At 65.4% G+C, this 14710-nt stretch carries 12 protein-coding genes; 3 read left to right on the top strand and 9 right to left on the bottom strand.

Features of this window, described 5'->3' with window-relative positions; genetic code table 11:
• Positions 1–7 precede the first annotated feature (7 nt).
• Together ASF77_RS20420 and ASF77_RS20415 are read left to right on the top strand one after the other, a co-directional pair.
• Positions 8–1504: a zinc-ribbon and DUF3426 domain-containing protein gene (locus ASF77_RS20420; protein WP_082493932.1), complete on the top strand. Its 1497-nt coding sequence runs from the start codon at positions 8–10 to the stop codon at positions 1502–1504.
• Positions 1505–1522: 18 nt separating this feature from the next.
• Positions 1523–2464, top strand: coding sequence for a carbohydrate kinase family protein (locus tag ASF77_RS20415; protein WP_056343696.1), 942 nt, complete (start codon positions 1523–1525; stop codon positions 2462–2464).
• A gap of 130 nt (positions 2465–2594) precedes the next feature.
• On the opposite strand, the gene ASF77_RS20410 is transcribed toward ASF77_RS20415, so the two are convergent.
• Together ASF77_RS20410 and ASF77_RS25045 are read right to left on the bottom strand one after the other, a co-directional pair.
• Complete coding sequence (locus ASF77_RS20410; RefSeq protein ID WP_229445518.1) at positions 2595–3122, bottom strand: YggT family protein; 528 nt, start codon at positions 3120–3122, stop codon at positions 2595–2597.
• Between the two features lie 80 nt (positions 3123–3202).
• Complete coding sequence (locus ASF77_RS25045) at positions 3203–3541, bottom strand: hypothetical protein (protein WP_056343690.1); 339 nt, start codon at positions 3539–3541, stop codon at positions 3203–3205.
• On the opposite strand from ASF77_RS25045, the gene ASF77_RS25170 reads away from it, so the two are divergent.
• Positions 3525–5006 carry a hypothetical protein gene (locus ASF77_RS25170; protein WP_156648956.1) on the top strand — a complete coding sequence of 494 codons (1482 nt, stop codon included), beginning with the start codon at positions 3525–3527 and terminating at the stop codon, positions 5004–5006. The two genes, ASF77_RS25045 and ASF77_RS25170, sit on opposite strands and share 17 nt — an antisense overlap.
• Positions 5007–5609: 603 nt before the next feature.
• Here the strand turns inward: ASF77_RS25170 and ASF77_RS20395 are convergent.
• The 7 genes from ASF77_RS20395 to ASF77_RS20370 all read right to left on the bottom strand — a co-directional run bounded on the left by ASF77_RS20395 (position 5610) and on the right by ASF77_RS20370 (position 14700).
• Complete coding sequence (locus ASF77_RS20395) at positions 5610–6722, bottom strand: ribonucleotide-diphosphate reductase subunit beta (RefSeq protein WP_200934208.1); 1113 nt, start codon at positions 6720–6722, stop codon at positions 5610–5612.
• A 76-nt stretch (positions 6723–6798) separates the two neighbouring features.
• Positions 6799–9717: a ribonucleoside-diphosphate reductase subunit alpha gene (locus tag ASF77_RS20390; protein ID WP_056343682.1), complete on the bottom strand. Its 2919-nt coding sequence runs from the start codon at positions 9715–9717 to the stop codon at positions 6799–6801.
• 539 nt (positions 9718–10256) lie between these two features.
• On the bottom strand, positions 10257–10427 hold the full coding sequence (locus ASF77_RS24430; RefSeq protein ID WP_156648955.1) for a hypothetical protein: 171 nt from the start codon (positions 10425–10427) through the stop codon (positions 10257–10259).
• 4 nt (positions 10428–10431) lie between these two features.
• A complete protein-coding gene (locus ASF77_RS20385) occupies positions 10432–11886 on the bottom strand; it encodes a sigma-54 dependent transcriptional regulator (RefSeq protein ID WP_056343679.1) in 1455 nt (484 codons plus the stop codon).
• Entirely contained in the window at positions 11883–13643 is a 1761-nt protein-coding gene (locus tag ASF77_RS20380) for a PAS domain-containing sensor histidine kinase (RefSeq protein ID WP_056343676.1), read from the bottom strand. Before ASF77_RS20380 ends, ASF77_RS20385 begins: the two co-directional genes overlap by 4 nt.
• Positions 13640–13894, bottom strand: coding sequence for a PP0621 family protein (locus ASF77_RS20375; protein WP_056343674.1), 255 nt, complete (start codon positions 13892–13894; stop codon positions 13640–13642). Before ASF77_RS20375 ends, ASF77_RS20380 begins: the two co-directional genes overlap by 4 nt.
• Positions 13891–14700, bottom strand: coding sequence for an inner membrane protein YpjD (locus ASF77_RS20370; RefSeq protein ID WP_056343671.1), 810 nt, complete (start codon positions 14698–14700; stop codon positions 13891–13893). The genes ASF77_RS20375 and ASF77_RS20370 overlap by 4 nt, the downstream gene beginning before the upstream one ends.
• Positions 14701–14710: the final 10 nt, after the last annotated feature.

Here is a 14710-nt window from a genome sequence, read left to right as displayed (position 1 = left end):
AGCCAGTATGGCGTTAGCCACCCAATGCCCCCATTGCGGCACGATGTTCCGGGTTGCCTCGGACCAGCTCAAGCTGCGAGGGGGCATTGTGCGTTGCGGCTCCTGTCAGGAGATCTTCGACGGCAGTGCGACGCTGGTCGATCTCGATGCATTGCCGGGTAAGGCGCCGGTGACGCCGCAGGCGGCGGCGCCGGTCGAGCCTGTCGCTGAACCTGCGCCTGTCGTGGCTGAAGCAGCGCCGGCACCTGAACCCGAACCGGAAACCACGCCCGCATCTGGCGCCCAGGCTGCGGCGCCCGTCGAAACGCCTTCTGCGTCCGTTCCCGAGGACGAACCGCTCGCCCCTCTCGAGGTGGCGGTCGACCTGCCGAATTTCGACGACCAGCCCGTCTATACCCTCGATTTCGACCACACCTTCGACCCGTTCGGTATCTTGCCGAAAGTCGATCTGCCGGGCGAGAGCGTGCCTCCTGCCGAAGCGGCGCCGGCCGCCGCGCCGGTCATGCCGCCATGGTCGCAGCTGCTGAAGGATCCCGAGCCGGAGGCCGCCGCCCCCGCCGAGGCCGCGCCGCAGCCGCACATCGAGCCATCGGCCGAGGCAGCGCGCGACACCCACCCTGAAGCCCGGGACTTCGTCCGCATCGACCCGAGTTTCGGCCTGCCGGTCGACGAGGAGATCGTAGCCGCGCCTCTGCCCGGCCACGAGCCTGAGATCGAGCTCGAACCCGAGCCGGAACCCGAGCCGGAACCGGCGCCTGCGGTCAGCGCCATCCCGCGCCCGAAACAGCCTGCGGACGACGCGCCGCCGCTCCTGATGCGCGAGTCGACCGCCAGCGCCAGCCCGCCGCCGCCCGCCGCCGCGCACGTGCCGCCGGGCGCACGCACGCCGGCCGCCAAGCGTGCCGAGAAGGCCGCGGCGCGGCGCTCCAAGCTGACCCCGACCCGGATCGAGGCGGCGCCGAAACTGCGCGCAGCCGAGATCGACGAACCCGAGTTCGTCCGGCGCGGCCGCCAGCAGGAGCAGAACGGCCGCACGCGCAAGATCGCGCTGCTGGCCGGCGTCGTCGTCCTCCTGATCCTGCTGTTCGCGCAAGGCGCCTTCACTTTCCGCAACGCCCTCGCGGCGCGCTTCCCGGGCGCGAAACCGGCGCTGGAGTCGAGCTGCGCCGTCTTCGGCTGCCGCGTCGAGCTCCCGGCCCAGGCCGATAACCTCGCCATCGAAACCGGAGAATTGACGACCCTGGGCGGCGGCGCCTATTCGTACACGACCGAACTGCGCAACACGGGCGCCACCGCCCAGGCCTGGCCCAGCCTGGAGCTGGCCCTGACCGACGCCAATGACAAGCCGCTGGTGCGCCGCGTATTCGCCCCGAAAGACTACCTGGCGGCAGCGACGCCGCTCGCCAGTGGCATCGCCCCGCGCGCCGAACATGCCATCACGCTCCACTTCCGGGTGGACGACCTGAAACCGTCCGGCTACCACATCGCCGTCTTCTATCCCTGATTTTCTTTTTCGATTCCTATGACCCACCCTACCCTGATCTGCGGTTCGCTCGCCTTCGACAAGATCATGCAGTACCACGGCCGCTTCGCCGACACCCTGCTGGCCGACCAGCTGCACCGGGTGAACGTCTCCTTCCTGGTGCCGACCCTGCGCACCGAGTACGGCGGCTGCTCGGCGAACATCGCCTACAACCTCAAGCTCCTCGGCGGCGATCCTTTGATCATGGCCACGCTCGGCCAGGACGGCGCCGACTACCTCGAGCGCCTGCGCAACTTCGGCATCAAGACGCGCGCCATCAAGACCATCGGCGACGCCTACACCGCGCAGTGCTTCGTCACGGCCGACCAGGACAATAACCAGATCAACGCCTTCCACCCAGGCGCGATGCAGTTCTCGCACGAGAACAACGTCGCCGACCAGGGCCCGCTGCGGGTGGCGATCATCGCCCCGGATGGCCGCGACGGCATGATCAAGCACGCGCGCGACTGCGCGGCACAAGGCGTGCCCTTCATGTTCGACCCGGGCCAGCAGCTGCCGATGTTCAGCGGCGAAGAACTGCTCACCTTTATCGAACAGGCCACCTACCTGGCCGCCAACGACTACGAATTCGAGATGGTGATGGATCGCACCGGCCTCACCCTGGAACAGATCGCCTCGCGCCTGGACGCGCTGATCGTCACCCGCGGCGAAAAGGGTTCCGAGATCTATGCCGGCGGCGAACGCCACGACATCCCGCCGGTCGCAGCCAGCGCCGTGGTCGACCCGACCGGCTGCGGCGACGCCTACCGCGCCGGCCTCCTGTTCGGCATCGCCCAGGGCTACGACTGGAACACCACCGGCCGCCTGGCCAGCCTGCTCGGCTCCATCAAGATCGCCCACCAGGGCGGCCAGAACCACAGCTTCACGCCGCAGGAAATCGCCGACAAATTCGAGTCCGCCTTCGGCTACCGCTTCAACTAAGACGCGCCATCTTTATGTAGGGTGGGCTCCCCGAGCCCACGCGTTACGCACTTTGACGATGGCCGCTGGCCATGACATATCAAAAAAATGGGCAGCCCGCGCTGCCCATTTTCACATCCGTTCCCGCGCCTTAAATCGGCACCACCGTCCGCAACAAATACAAGGCAATCTGCAGCAGCAGCACCGCCACCAGCACCGACAAATCCAGCCCGCCAATCGGCGGCACCACCTTGCGGATCGGCCGCAGCAGCGGATCGTTCAGCGCGTGAATGAAGGGCGCCAGCGGCGCATGCGGATTGACCCAGCTGAAGATCGCCTCGATGATCAGGAGCGCGATGAAGCCGTAGATGATCCACTTCACGAAGCGCGCCAGCGCCACCAGGAACACCTGCTCCGCCGACGCGCCGACGATGAACAGGATCGAGGTCGCCAGCAGCACCACCAGGAAGGCGCCGATCAGGCTCGCCCAGTCGTAGCCGCCCGCCCCCGGCACGACGCGGCGCAGGGGTTTCACCAGCCAGTCGCTCAGCGTGAAGGTGAACTGCGCTACCGAGGCCGGAGGACGCACGCGGATGGCCTGCATCCAGAAGCGGAGCAGAAGCACCGCCCCCAGCACAGTGGCAACGGTATCGACGATCAACTGAAGAATGGGCAGCACGACAACTCCTTGAGATAAAAAAAACCGCTGTGTGAGGGTTCACACAGCGGTATTTTGCCCTAAGCGGGCCTGACTGGGTGTTACGGACGGCTGCTGGTCGGGAACGGCCAGGCGGCTGCCGGTGCCAGCACGGTCTTGGCGGCCGGTGCTGCTGCCGGCTTGGCTTCGGTTCCTGCTTGCGCTGGCTTGGCTTCCGCGCTCGCTTGCGGCACTGCCGAAGCTTGCTTGGCGGCCGGCTTCTTCGCCGCAGCTTTCTTCGCTGCTGGCTTGGCTGCCGCTTCCGGCTTGGCTTCCGCCTTGGCTGCCGCCGCTTCCGGTTTGGCTTCGGCTTTCACCGACGCTTCCGGCTTGGCTTCCGCTTTCGCAGCTTCCGGCTTCGCTTCCGCCTTCATCGCTTCCGGCTTGGCTTCGGCCTTCATTGCCTCTGGCTTGGCTTCGGCCTTGGCGGCGGGCTTGGCTGCCGGCTTGGCTGGCGCTGGTGCGGCGGCCTTGGTTGCGGTGGTCTTGGTCGCAGCAGGCTTCGCGGCGGGCTTGGTAGCAGCAGCCTTGGCCGGTGCTGGGGTGGCAGTCTTGGCGGCTGACTTGGCCGGCGCCTTCGTGGCACTCTTGGCAGCGGCCTTGGCGGACGTCTTCGCAGACGTCCCCTTCGCTGCGGATTTCGCTGGCGACTTCGCCGGAGCCTTGGCTGCGGTTTTAGCTGCCGACTTTGCAGGCGTCTTGGCGGCGGTCTTGGCTGCCGACTTTGCCGGGCCTTTCGACGCCGACTTGGCAGGCGCTTTGGCGGCCGACTTGGCAGGCGATTTTGCCGCCGACTTGGTCGCCGCAGCTTTTGCTACCGGCTTCGCGGCGGACTTCGCTGCGCTCTTGACGGCCGGCTTGGCTGCCGATTTGCTGGCCGACTTGGCTGTTGATTTGGTGGCCGACTTGGCTGCCGACTTAGTTGCCGACTTGGCTGCCGACTTAGTTGCCGACTTGGCTGCCGGTTTCGCGGCTGCGGTCTTCTTGGCTGCTGGCTTGGCGGCCGGCTTTGCAGCTGCGGTTTTCTTCGCGGCTGGCTTGGCAGCGGTCTTGGTCGCGGTCTTCTTGGCCGCCGGCTTGGCTGCCGATTTAGCCGCTGGCTTGGCGGCGGCCTTGTTTGCGCTCTTCGCCGGCGCTTTAGCCGCTGCGGATTTCTTCGCTGCCGGTTTCGCTGCCGATTTCGTTGCGGCTGCCTTTGCTACCGGCTTGGCTGCGGCCTTCTTGGCTGCCGGCTTGGCAGCGCTGGCTTTCTTCGCCGCTGGCTTGGCTGCCGGCTTGGCTGCTGCGGTCTTCTTGGCGGCCGGCTTGGTCGCTGCCTTGGCTGCAGGCTTGGCGGCTGCCTTCTTTGCTGCTGGCTTGGCTGCGGCCTTCTTTGCTGCCGGCTTCGCTGCGGCTTTCGCTGGCGACTTCGATGCTGCCTTGGCCGCTGGCTTGGCGGCCGGCTTCGCAGCCGATTTCGTCGCGGCCTTGGCTGCAGGCTTGGCGGCGGTCTTGGTCGCCGTCTTCGCGGCCGACTTGGCGGCTGGCTTCTCGGCGCCGGCGGCCTTGGCGGCCGGTTTGGTCGCAGCTTTCGCTGCCGGTTTTGCTGCTGGTTTCTTAGCGGCTGTTGCCATTTTCGTTCTCCTTCTCTGCGATGAGAAAATACGCTACAAGGTTGAAACCCGTCTGTCCGGATGGCCAGGCGGGTTATTCATCGGCATAAACCGTTTTGGGTTACTGCCAATGAATCCGGCACCAGCTGAACTGCTGCAACTCCTCACAATTGCAGCGCTTCAGCCAACGACGTCGGGACACCCACTCATTACTCAGATGCGCTTTCACATCGCTGCCCTCGCGGGCACGAAAAGAAAAAGCCGCCATGCCTGAAAAGGATCAGGCAGTGCGGCTTGTTCTTTTCGTTACGCTTATGTGCATGCTGGCTTGAATCAGCGTCCCATTATGGAGGCCCCGGACTACCGGCAGCGCGTGGTTTTTGCGTCTGCTTTCGCGGTCGAGACATCCTTGATTCGATCGGTTTTCTTTGCCCGCGAGCATGCGAAAAAATCCATGTTCACGTTTTGACAAATTCAATCACGTAAAGTACACGAAAACCTTGTCACTCCGCAACCCGCGCACGAGTAAATTCGTTCCTTCATGACGACTACAACAATCCTGATGTCGGAACCAAGGCACGATCCGGGTCGCCCCGCTTCAAAGCGCGCCTGATTCCATCAGGGCTCCTGCTATTTGGAGCACATGTCGCCGCTGGAAAACGCGCGCCGCTTCGACCGCACCGGCGATCCGCGATTTCAATCGTGCGCATCGCATTCGGACACCGTACATCGGACGCATCGTCGATTCAACCGACGCCTCCGCACCGCTATCTCCTTTGACCATCCACATCGCCATATGTGCCCAAACAGGTGCCCATGAAAAAAGCCCGATGATTTCTCATCGGGCTTCATGGCATTTACAGACAGCGGATTGGCATCAATCCCAGCTCAATGCGCCGCCGGTCTGGTACTCCGTCACGCGCGTCTCGAAGAAGTTACGCTCCTTCTTCAGGTCGATCATCTCGCTCATCCATGGGAACGGATTCTCTTCGTTCGGGAACAGCGGATCGAGGCCGATCTGCACGGCGCGGCGATTCGCGATGAAGCGCAGGTAGCCCTTGAACATCGGAGCGTTCAGGCCCAGCACGCCGCGTGGCATGGTGTCTTCGGCGTAGCGGTATTCCAGTTCGACGGCTTCCAGGAACAGGGCCTTGATCTCGTCGCGGAAGGCCGGCGTCCACAGGAGCGGGTTTTCCATCTTGATCGTGTTGATCAGGTCGATGCCGAAGTTCACGTGCATCGACTCGTCGCGCAGGATGTACTGGTACTGCTCGGCGGCGCCGGTCATCTTGTTCTGGCGGCCCAGCGCCAGGATCTGGGTGAAGCCGACGTAGAAGAACAGGCCTTCCATCAGGCAGGCGAAGACGATGATCGACTTCAGCAGCTTCTGATCCGCCTCCAGCGTGCCGGTCTTGAATTCCGGGTCGGTCAGGACGTTGATGAACGGGATCAGGAACTGATCCTTGTCGTGGATCGATTCGATCTCGTTGTAGGCGTTGAAGATTTCCTTCTCGTCCAGGCCGAGCGACTCGACGATGTACTGGTAGGCGTGGGTGTGGATCGCCTCTTCAAAGGCCTGGCGCAGCAGGTACTGGCGGCATTCCGGGGCCGTGATGTGGCGATAGGTGCCCAGCACGATGTTGTTGGCGGCCAGCGAGTCGGCGGTGACGAAGAAGCCCAGGTTGCGCTTGACCAGGCGGCGCTCGTCTTCGGACAGGCCGTTCGGGCTCTTCCACAGCTCGATATCGCGCTGCATGTTCACTTCCTGCGGCATCCAGTGGTTGGCGCAGCCGGCCAGGTACTTGTCCCAGGCCCACTTGTACTTGAACGGCACCAGCTGGTTGACGTCGGTCTGGCCGTTGATGATGCGCTTATCGTCCGCGTTGACGCGTTTGGCGACCAGGGCGGCATCGGTGGTTTCCGGCAGGGCGCCGGATTGCGGTGGGGGCGCTACAGGCGCGGTGCTTGGTTCATCGTCCCATGACAGCATGATGGTTTCCTCTTGAATTCTTTGACGGCAACGCCCGGCGCATAGGCCGGGCGTGGATTAATGACTTAAACGACTCTTATTGGCACGCTTCGCACTCGTCGAAGCCGGCATCGCCCGGACGCAGGTAGCAGGCCGCGCCTTCGACGATGTCCGCCGAGGCGACTGGCGCCGCGGCAGGAGCCGCAGGCGCCGCGTGACCGGCCGCCAGGCCGCCCGAGACCGGCACCGCGTTCAGCGCGCCGGTGCGGGTGGTCGACTTCTCCATGTGCGTCGCCGCGATGGTGCGCAGGTAGTAGGTCGTCTTCAGGCCGCGCAGCCAGGCCAGCTTGTAGGTTTCGTCCAGCTTCTTGCCCGAGGCGCCGGCCATATAGATGTTCAGCGACTGGGCCTGGTCGATCCACTTCTGGCGGCGCGATGCCTGCTCGACCAGCCACTTCGGCTCGACCTCGAAGGCCGTGGCGTAGATGTCGCGCAGGTCTTGCGGCACGCGGTCGATCTTGCTGAGCGAACCGTCGAAGTACTTCAGGTCGGCGATCATGACTTCGTCCCACAGGTCGCGCGCCTTCAGGTCGCGCACCAGGTACGCGTTGATCTCGGTGAATTCGCCCGACAGGTTCGACTTCACGTACAGGTTCTGGAAGGTCGGCTCGATGCAGGCCGACACGCCGATGATGTTCGAGATCGTCGCGGTCGGGGCGATCGCCACGCAGTTCGAGTTACGCATGCCGAACTGCTTGATGCGCTCGCGCACCACCGTCCAGTCCATCGATTCGCTCGTGTCCTGCTCGAGGTAGCCGCCGCGTTCTTCCGCCAGCAGCTTGATCGAATCTTGCGGCAGGATGCCGCGATCCCACAGCGAACCGGCGTAGGACTCGTAGCGGCCGCGCTCTTCGGCCAGCTCGGTCGAGGCCAGATAGGCGAAGTAGCAGACGGCTTCCATCGACTTGTCGGCGAATTCGACGGCCTTGTCCGAGGCGAACGGCACGCGCATCATGTGCAGGCAGTCCTGGTGACCCATGATGCCCATGCCGACCGGGCGGTGACGCAGGTTCGAATTGCGCGCCTTTTCGACGGCGTAGTAGTTGATGTCGATGACGTTGTCGAGCATGCGCATCGCGGTGCGGATCGTCTTCTGCAGCTTCACGTGATCCAGGCCATCGCCCTTCATGTGCTGCGGCAGGTTGATCGAACCCAGGTTGCAGACCGCGATTTCGTCGGCGCTGGTGTTCAGGGTGATCTCGGTGCACAGGTTCGACGAGTGCACGACGCCGATGTGCTGCTGCGGCGAACGGATGTTGCACGGATCCTTGAAGGTGATCCATGGGTGGCCGGTTTCGAACAGCATCGACAGCATCTTGCGCCACAGGTCGAGCGCTTCGATCTTCTTGAACACGCGGATTTCGCCGCGCTCGGCCTTGGCTTCATAGCCCAGGTACGCTTGTTCGAAGGCTTTACCCACCAGGTCGTGCAGATCCGGCGTTTCGCTCGGGGTGAACAGCGTCCAGTGGCCCTTTTCCATCACGCGCTTCATGAACAGATCGGGAATCCAGTTCGCCGTGTTCATGTCGTGCGTGCGGCGGCGGTCGTCGCCGGTGTTCTTGCGCAGGTCGAGGAATTCCTCGATGTCCATGTGCCAGGTTTCCAGGTAGGCGCAGACCGCGCCCTTGCGCTTGCCGCCCTGGTTCACGGCCACGGCCGTGTCGTTGACCACTTTCAGGAACGGGACGACGCCCTGCGACTTGCCGTTGGTGCCCTTGATGCGCGAGCCGAGCGCACGCACCGGCGTCCAGTCGTTGCCCAGGCCGCCGGCGAACTTCGACAGCAGCGCGTTTTCCTTGATGGCGTCGTAGATGCCTTCCAGGTCGTCGCCGACGGTGGTCAGGTAGCACGACGACAGCTGCGAGCGGCGGGTGCCCGAATTGAACAGGGTCGGGGTCGAGCTCATGAAATCGAAGCTCGACAGCAGGTTGTAGAACTCGATGGCGCGCGCTTCGCGATCCGCTTCGCGCAGGGCCAGGCCCATGGCGACGCGCATGTAGAAGGCCTGCGGCATCTCGATGCGGGTTTCGCGCACGTGCAGGAAGTAGCGGTCGTACAGGGTCTGCAGGCCGATGTAGCCGAATTGCAGGTCGCGGTCGGCCACGATCGCCTTCGCCAGGCGCTCCAGGTCATAGTTGCCCAGTTCGGCGTCGAGCAGTTCGTTTTCGATGCCCTTGGCGACGTATTGCGGGAAATAGGTGACGTATTCGGCGGCAGCCTTGGCTTGCGGGACTTCCTTGCCGAAGACTTCCTTGCGGATCGTGTGCAGCAGGATGCGGGCCGTGACCTGGCTGTAGGCCGGATCGGTTTCCATCAGCGCGCGCGCGGCCAGGATGGCGGACTTGTGCAGCTCTTCGACCGGCACGCCGTCGTACAGGTTGCGCAGGGTCTCGGCGACGATCGCCTCGGCGTCGACGTGCTTTTCCAGGCCGGCGCAGGCGGCGTTCACCAGGGCATGCACGTCGTTGATGTCCAGCGGCAGGCGCTGGCCGCCGTCGACCACGTGGATCTGGGGCGCGGCCACCTGCTGGGTGCCGGCGGCTTCCTTGGCGGCGCGGCGCTCTTCCATCTGCTTGGCGCGGTACAGCACATAGGCGCGTGCGACATCGTGCTCGCCCGAGCGCATCAAGGACAGTTCCACCTGATCCTGCACATCTTCGATGTGGAAGGTGCCGCCGTTCGGCTGGCGGCGCATCAGGTTGGCGACCACGTTGTTGGTCAGCTCTTCCACCAGCTCGCGGATGCGGGCCGACGCGGCGCCCTGGCCGCCGGCGACCGCCAGGAAGGCCTTGGTCATCGCGACCGAGATCTTGTTCGGCTCGAAAGGCACGACGGCGCCGTTACGGCGCAGGATACGGTAGTCGGCGCGCGCGGCCAGTTCGGCGGCGTTGTTCGTGCCGGCAGCCGTTCCGGAGGCCGCGTGCGGGTGGATGGAAATGTCTTGAGAAGTCTGCATGGGGCCTCCAGGAAGGGCAGTCGGGCTGCCGCCTATGTTGTCGATCGGTGCCCGCAGAGCGGGCGGCCAGTAAATTAACTAAAAAACAAGGAGCAAAACGAACCCCTGCCAGCCGGTGATTACCGGGCTGGACAATGGTGCTGCCATTGGATTTATCGGGTTTGAAGCATGGTGAAGCAAGGACGCTGATTTGCTGCCGTGCTGCAATAACTGTCTCTTATGCTTGAGTCTGCTACCACTAGATATAGTGCCGTGGTTTGACAATGGACTAATTGTAGTACTTGGCCGCCGCAAGCCGCAAGTGATTAAATTTTCAAAATCCGGCGTTTTTTGTGCGCGTGACTCTTGACATCGTCGGCTTCGACTTCGAATGCGCGCTTGCGAGTAAGTGGGCACTAACCTGCTGCTTAAAGCTTGTTCAGCCGCCGCGAACCCTGCTCAATCGCCGTGCACACGATACGATTTTGCACTGGCGAAAAGGCAACGCTTTTTGACAAGTTCAGGCTTGAGATGACACAAACTTGGCGTGCGCCACGCGTTTACCCCGCCCGGCTGCCCGCCGCCGGCGCCGCCGGCACGCAAGCGTTCGCCGCCCCGTCCCACTGCCCGCCGGCCTTGCGGCAGGCGTCGGCGGCGCGTTCGTGCTTCATCCACATGAAGGCAGCGATCAGGGCGATCGCCAGGGCGGCATACCGTAGTAATTTAGGCATGTTATTAATTCTCCGGGGCCTGGATATCGAGTTTCTGCATCTGGTAGCGCAGCTGGCGGACACTGATGCCGAGCAGGCTGGCGGTCTTGGTGCGGTTGAATTGGGTTTGCTGCAGGGCGCGTCCGATGATGTCGCGCTCGACCTGTTCCAGGTAGGCCGGCAGGTCGCTCGGCAGGGAAGCCGGGCCGAGCCCCACGGGTTCCTGCACGACCGGCGCCGCGCTCGGCGCCGCCGGGGCCGGCGGGGGGGATGGCGGCACCTCGACAACGGGCGCCACCGGTGCCATCTCGCTTCGCGCCGTCTCCGCCGGCCGCGCCGCCTTCAGCGACAGATCCTCGACCTGGATCACGCCGCCGTCGGCAAACGCCAGCGCCCGCTCCAGCACGTTTTCCAGTTCGCGCACATTGCCGGGGAAGGAATAGGCGCGCAGCGCGTCCAGCACGCCCGGCCCGAGCGCGGCACTGGTGGAACCAGGCCCCGCCAGGCGCGCCAGGATGCCGTCTGTCAGCACCGGCAGATCGTCGAGGCGTTCGCGCAGCGGCGGCAGCGCCAGCTCGATCACGTTCAGGCGATAGAACAAATCCTGGCGAAACACCCCGGTCTCGACGCATTTGGCCAGATCCTCGTGGGTCGCGCTGATGATGCGCACGTCGACCGGCTCCTCGTTGGTCGCGCCGATCTTGCGCACGCGCCGCTCTTGGATCGCGCGCAGCAATTTGACCTGCATCGCCAGCGGCAGATCGGCCACTTCGTCGAGCATCAGGGTGCCGCCGTTGGCCGCCTGGAAGAAGCCGTCGCGCTCTTCCCCCGCGCCCGTGAACGCGCCCTTGCGGTGGCCGAAGAATTCGGACTCCATCAGGTTTTCCGGAATCGCGCCGCAGTTGACGGCAACGAAGGGTTTGCTAGCGCGCGAACTCTGGGCGTGGATTTCGCGCGCCGCCAGTTCCTTGCCGGCGCCGGACTCGCCGGTGATCGCGATCGGCGCCATCGAGCGCGCCAGGCGTCCGATCTGCGCGCGCAGCGCCTGCATCGCCTGCGAATTGCCGATCAGGCGCGAGCCGCCGCCCTCCCCGCCCGCCTGCCCCACAGGCGCTTCCGACAGTTTCAATGCCGAGCGCACCATCACGCGCAGCTCGTCCAGCACTACCGGTTTCGACACGTAGTCGAAGGCGCCGGCCTTCAGCGCCACCACGGCGTTCTCGGCGCTGCCGAAGGCGGTGATGACGGCGATCGGGGTCTTCGAGCTGCCCGACACTTCGCGCACCAGTTCCAGGCCGAGGCCGTCGGGCAGGCGCATGTCGGTCAGCACCAGGTCGTAGCTGTTGTCCGCCACCTGGCGCCGCGCCTCGCGCAGGGTGGCCGCGCAGTCGACGTCCAGCCCCATTTTCAGGAGCGTGATCTCGAGCAGTTCGCGCAGGTCGGCTTCGTCGTCGACGACCAGGATGCGGGGTGAACTCATACTGTCCTCTCTTGCTGGGCGCTCGCACCGGCAGCCTGCTGTCGGGCGAAGGTGATGACGAAGCGGCCGCTCGCCTTGCGCGGCCCCAGTGCCGTGCGCTCTCCATCGTGACTGAAGCGCGATTCGTAATCGAGTTTAGCGCCGTTGTTCAGGCATAGCTCGCGCGCCAGGTACAGGCCCAGGCCGGTGCCCTTGCTGGAGGTCGTATAGAACGGCTCGAACAGGTGGGCGCGCACCTCGGGCGTGATGCCGGGGCCGTCGTCCTGCACATGCAGTTCCAGGGTGCCGAAGGCGTCGAGTTCGGGCCAGATGCGGATGCTGGCCGGCTCGCGGCTGGCATAGCGAATGGCATTGCCGAGCAAATTGACCAGCACCTCGCGCAGGTGCAGCGCGTCGAAGCGCACCTCGATCGCGCCGGCGCCGCCCAGCCAGACCATCTCGTCCGCCAGGCCCTGGGTCTCGCAGAACTCGTTTTTCAGTTCGAGCAGGAAGGGCCCCAGCTGCACCGGTTCCGCATACGGCTGGGCCTTGCGCGAGAGCTGCAGGATGTCCTCGACCATGCGGTTCACGCGCGCCACGTTGTCGCCGATGATTTTCAACAGGCGCACCTCGGCCTTGCCGTGGAGGTCTTCCGCTAACAAGGCAGTGGCGTGGCCGATCGCCGACAAGGGATTTCTTACCTCGTGCGCGATGCTGGCCGTCAGGCGTCCCATCGAAGCCAGTTTCAGTTGCTGCGCCTGGTTTTCGATGGCACTCACGTCCTGCAGGAAGATCACGCTGCGCGCCGGCGCGCCGCCGCCGGCAGCCACCCGCGCGAAGCGCAGCTTCAGGTGCGCCGGCTGGTCGCGCCGCGCGCGCAGGCCCGCTTCGCCGACCGCCACTTCCTGGTAGGGTTTTAATATGACATACGCCGCGTCGGGCCCGGCCTCGCCCGGCACCGGCTCGATCGCGGCCAGCGCCTGCGGCGCGTCCGCCGCCACCCCGATCCAGGCGTCGAAGGCATGCGCCACCGGCTCCAGTCCCGGCAAGGCATCGAGCTGCAGGCCGGCCGCCGCTTCCATTCCTAGCATGCGCCGGGCCGCCGGATTGGCCGTGTGGATGCGCCCGTCGGCGCCGACCACCAGCACGCCGTCGCCCACGTCCGCGATCACGATCTCGTTGATCGCCTGCTGCACCTGCAAATCGATGCCGCGCTGGGCCGCCAGCTCTTCCTGGCCGATCAGGCGCGCCGCCAGCCGGTTCACCAGCCAGACCACGGCGAAGAAGGCGATGCCGGTCATCCCCACCTGCATCAGGGCCGGTTCGCCGTCGTCCGTGAACAGCTGCCAGGCGGCGTCGGCCAGGATGAACAAGGTCGCCAGCGCGGCCGAGAACAGGGCCGGCACCAACGGCGCCAGGATCGCCGCTCCGGCCAGCGGGAACAGGTACAGGATGCCCAGGCCGCTGCGCACGCCGCCGGCAGCCAGGTACAGGAGCGAAATGACGCCCAGGTCGAAGGCGATCTGCAGCGTCAGCTGGAGCGTGAAGCGGCGCCGCCAGAACAGGGTCAGCGCGCTGAAGCAGACGGCCGCGCCCAGGTAGAAGAAGCAGGTGGTCGCGTAGATCGGCAAGGCGCGCGAGCCGCCGCCCTGCACGTCGAAAGCAAGGTAGAGCAGCAGCACCAGCGCGATCACGATCCGCGTCACCGTCAGCGCCTGCAGCGAGCGCCAGAAGGTGGCGCGCGACTGGGTCGACAACACCTGCCAGCCGGTCTTCAAGGTTGATGGGGCGGCAGGCGCAGGTGGGCCGGGCTGCAGTAATCGCGCCCATCGGCGTGCAGCGCTTCCGAGGCCGGGAAGTGCAGGCCGCAATGGGCGCAGCTGGTCATGTCCTCGATGGCCGCGGCCGGCGGCGCGCTCCGCTGCGGCGGCACGTGCATCTCGTGCTTGCGGGCAGCGGCGCGCAGCTTGGCGCGCACCGCGAAATAGACCAGCAAGGCCAGCAGGATCCAGAAAATGGCGCGGCTCATGCGATCCCCCGGTGCAGCACGACTTCCAGCACGAAGCGGCTGCCGACATAGGCCAGCGCCAGCGTGGCGAAACCGGCCAGCGTGAAGCGCAGCGCCGTCTTGCCGCGCCAGCCGCGCCATTGGCGCCCGGCCAGCAGGGCCGCGAACAGCAGCCAGGACAGCAGCGCGAAGACGTTTTTGTGATCCCAGCGCAGCGCGCGGCCGAACAGCTGTTCCGAAAACACGACGCCCGACAGCACAGTAAGGCTGAGCAGCACGAAGCCGATCCAGATCAGCCGGAACAGCAGCTTTTCCATCGTCAGCAGCGCCGGCAACTGGTCGAGCGCGCCGCCGAACCAGCCGTTTGCGGCGGGCACGGCGCGCGCATGCAGGCGCGTTTCCTGCAGCGCCATCAGAACCGCGTGGAAGGCGGCGATGGTCAGCGTGCTGTAGGCCAGCACGGCCACCGCCACATGCCAGCCGAAGGCGCTCGACTGGTTTTGCAGCGGCATGACGGCGCCCGGAAACACCATCGGCAGCAGGGCCGCGGCGCAGGCGCAGGGCATGACCAGGCGGCGCAGGCCGTCGAGGGCGAAGTTGCGGTTCTCGACCCAGTAGGCGGCCACCGAGACCCACAGCGCGGCCGAGAGCATGATGGCGAAACCGATGCGCAGGCCGCCCGGGGCAAACGCGTCGCTCCACAGCGCCAGGCCGTGCACCGCCCAGGCCAGCGCGGTGACGCCGGAAATGAGCGCGCCCCGGTTCGAGGCCAGCAGGGCGCAGGCCGCGTACAGGATGGCCGCGGCGAAAAAGAGGGTGTTGTGCATAACGCGAGTC

This window comes from Massilia sp. Leaf139 (genome assembly GCF_001424165.1).
In the GTDB taxonomy this organism is placed as follows: Bacteria; Pseudomonadota; Gammaproteobacteria; order Burkholderiales; family Burkholderiaceae_D; genus Telluria.
The sequence above is the reverse complement of the archived record's forward strand: the minus strand, read 5'-3'. Positions and strand labels throughout refer to the sequence as shown.

Coding starts and splice junctions, on each gene's coding strand:
- ASF77_RS20395 (WP_200934208.1), bottom strand. CDS start 6,722: ATGCTGTCATGGGACGATGAACCAAGCACCGCGCCTGTAGCGCCCCCA.
- ASF77_RS20370 (WP_056343671.1), bottom strand. CDS start 14,700: ATGCACAACACCCTCTTTTTCGCCGCGGCCATCCTGTACGCGGCCTGC.
- ASF77_RS20420 (WP_082493932.1), top strand. CDS start 8: ATGGCGTTAGCCACCCAATGCCCCCATTGCGGCACGATGTTCCGGGTT.
- ASF77_RS20415 (WP_056343696.1), top strand. CDS start 1,523: ATGACCCACCCTACCCTGATCTGCGGTTCGCTCGCCTTCGACAAGATC.
- ASF77_RS25045 (WP_056343690.1), bottom strand. CDS start 3,541: ATGAAGGCCGAAGCCAAGCCGGAAGCGATGAAGGCGGAAGCGAAGCCG.
- ASF77_RS24430 (WP_156648955.1), bottom strand. CDS start 10,427: ATGCCTAAATTACTACGGTATGCCGCCCTGGCGATCGCCCTGATCGCT.
- ASF77_RS20375 (WP_056343674.1), bottom strand. CDS start 13,894: ATGAGCCGCGCCATTTTCTGGATCCTGCTGGCCTTGCTGGTCTATTTC.
- ASF77_RS20385 (WP_056343679.1), bottom strand. CDS start 11,886: ATGAGTTCACCCCGCATCCTGGTCGTCGACGACGAAGCCGACCTGCGC.
- ASF77_RS20390 (WP_056343682.1), bottom strand. CDS start 9,717: ATGCAGACTTCTCAAGACATTTCCATCCACCCGCACGCGGCCTCCGGA.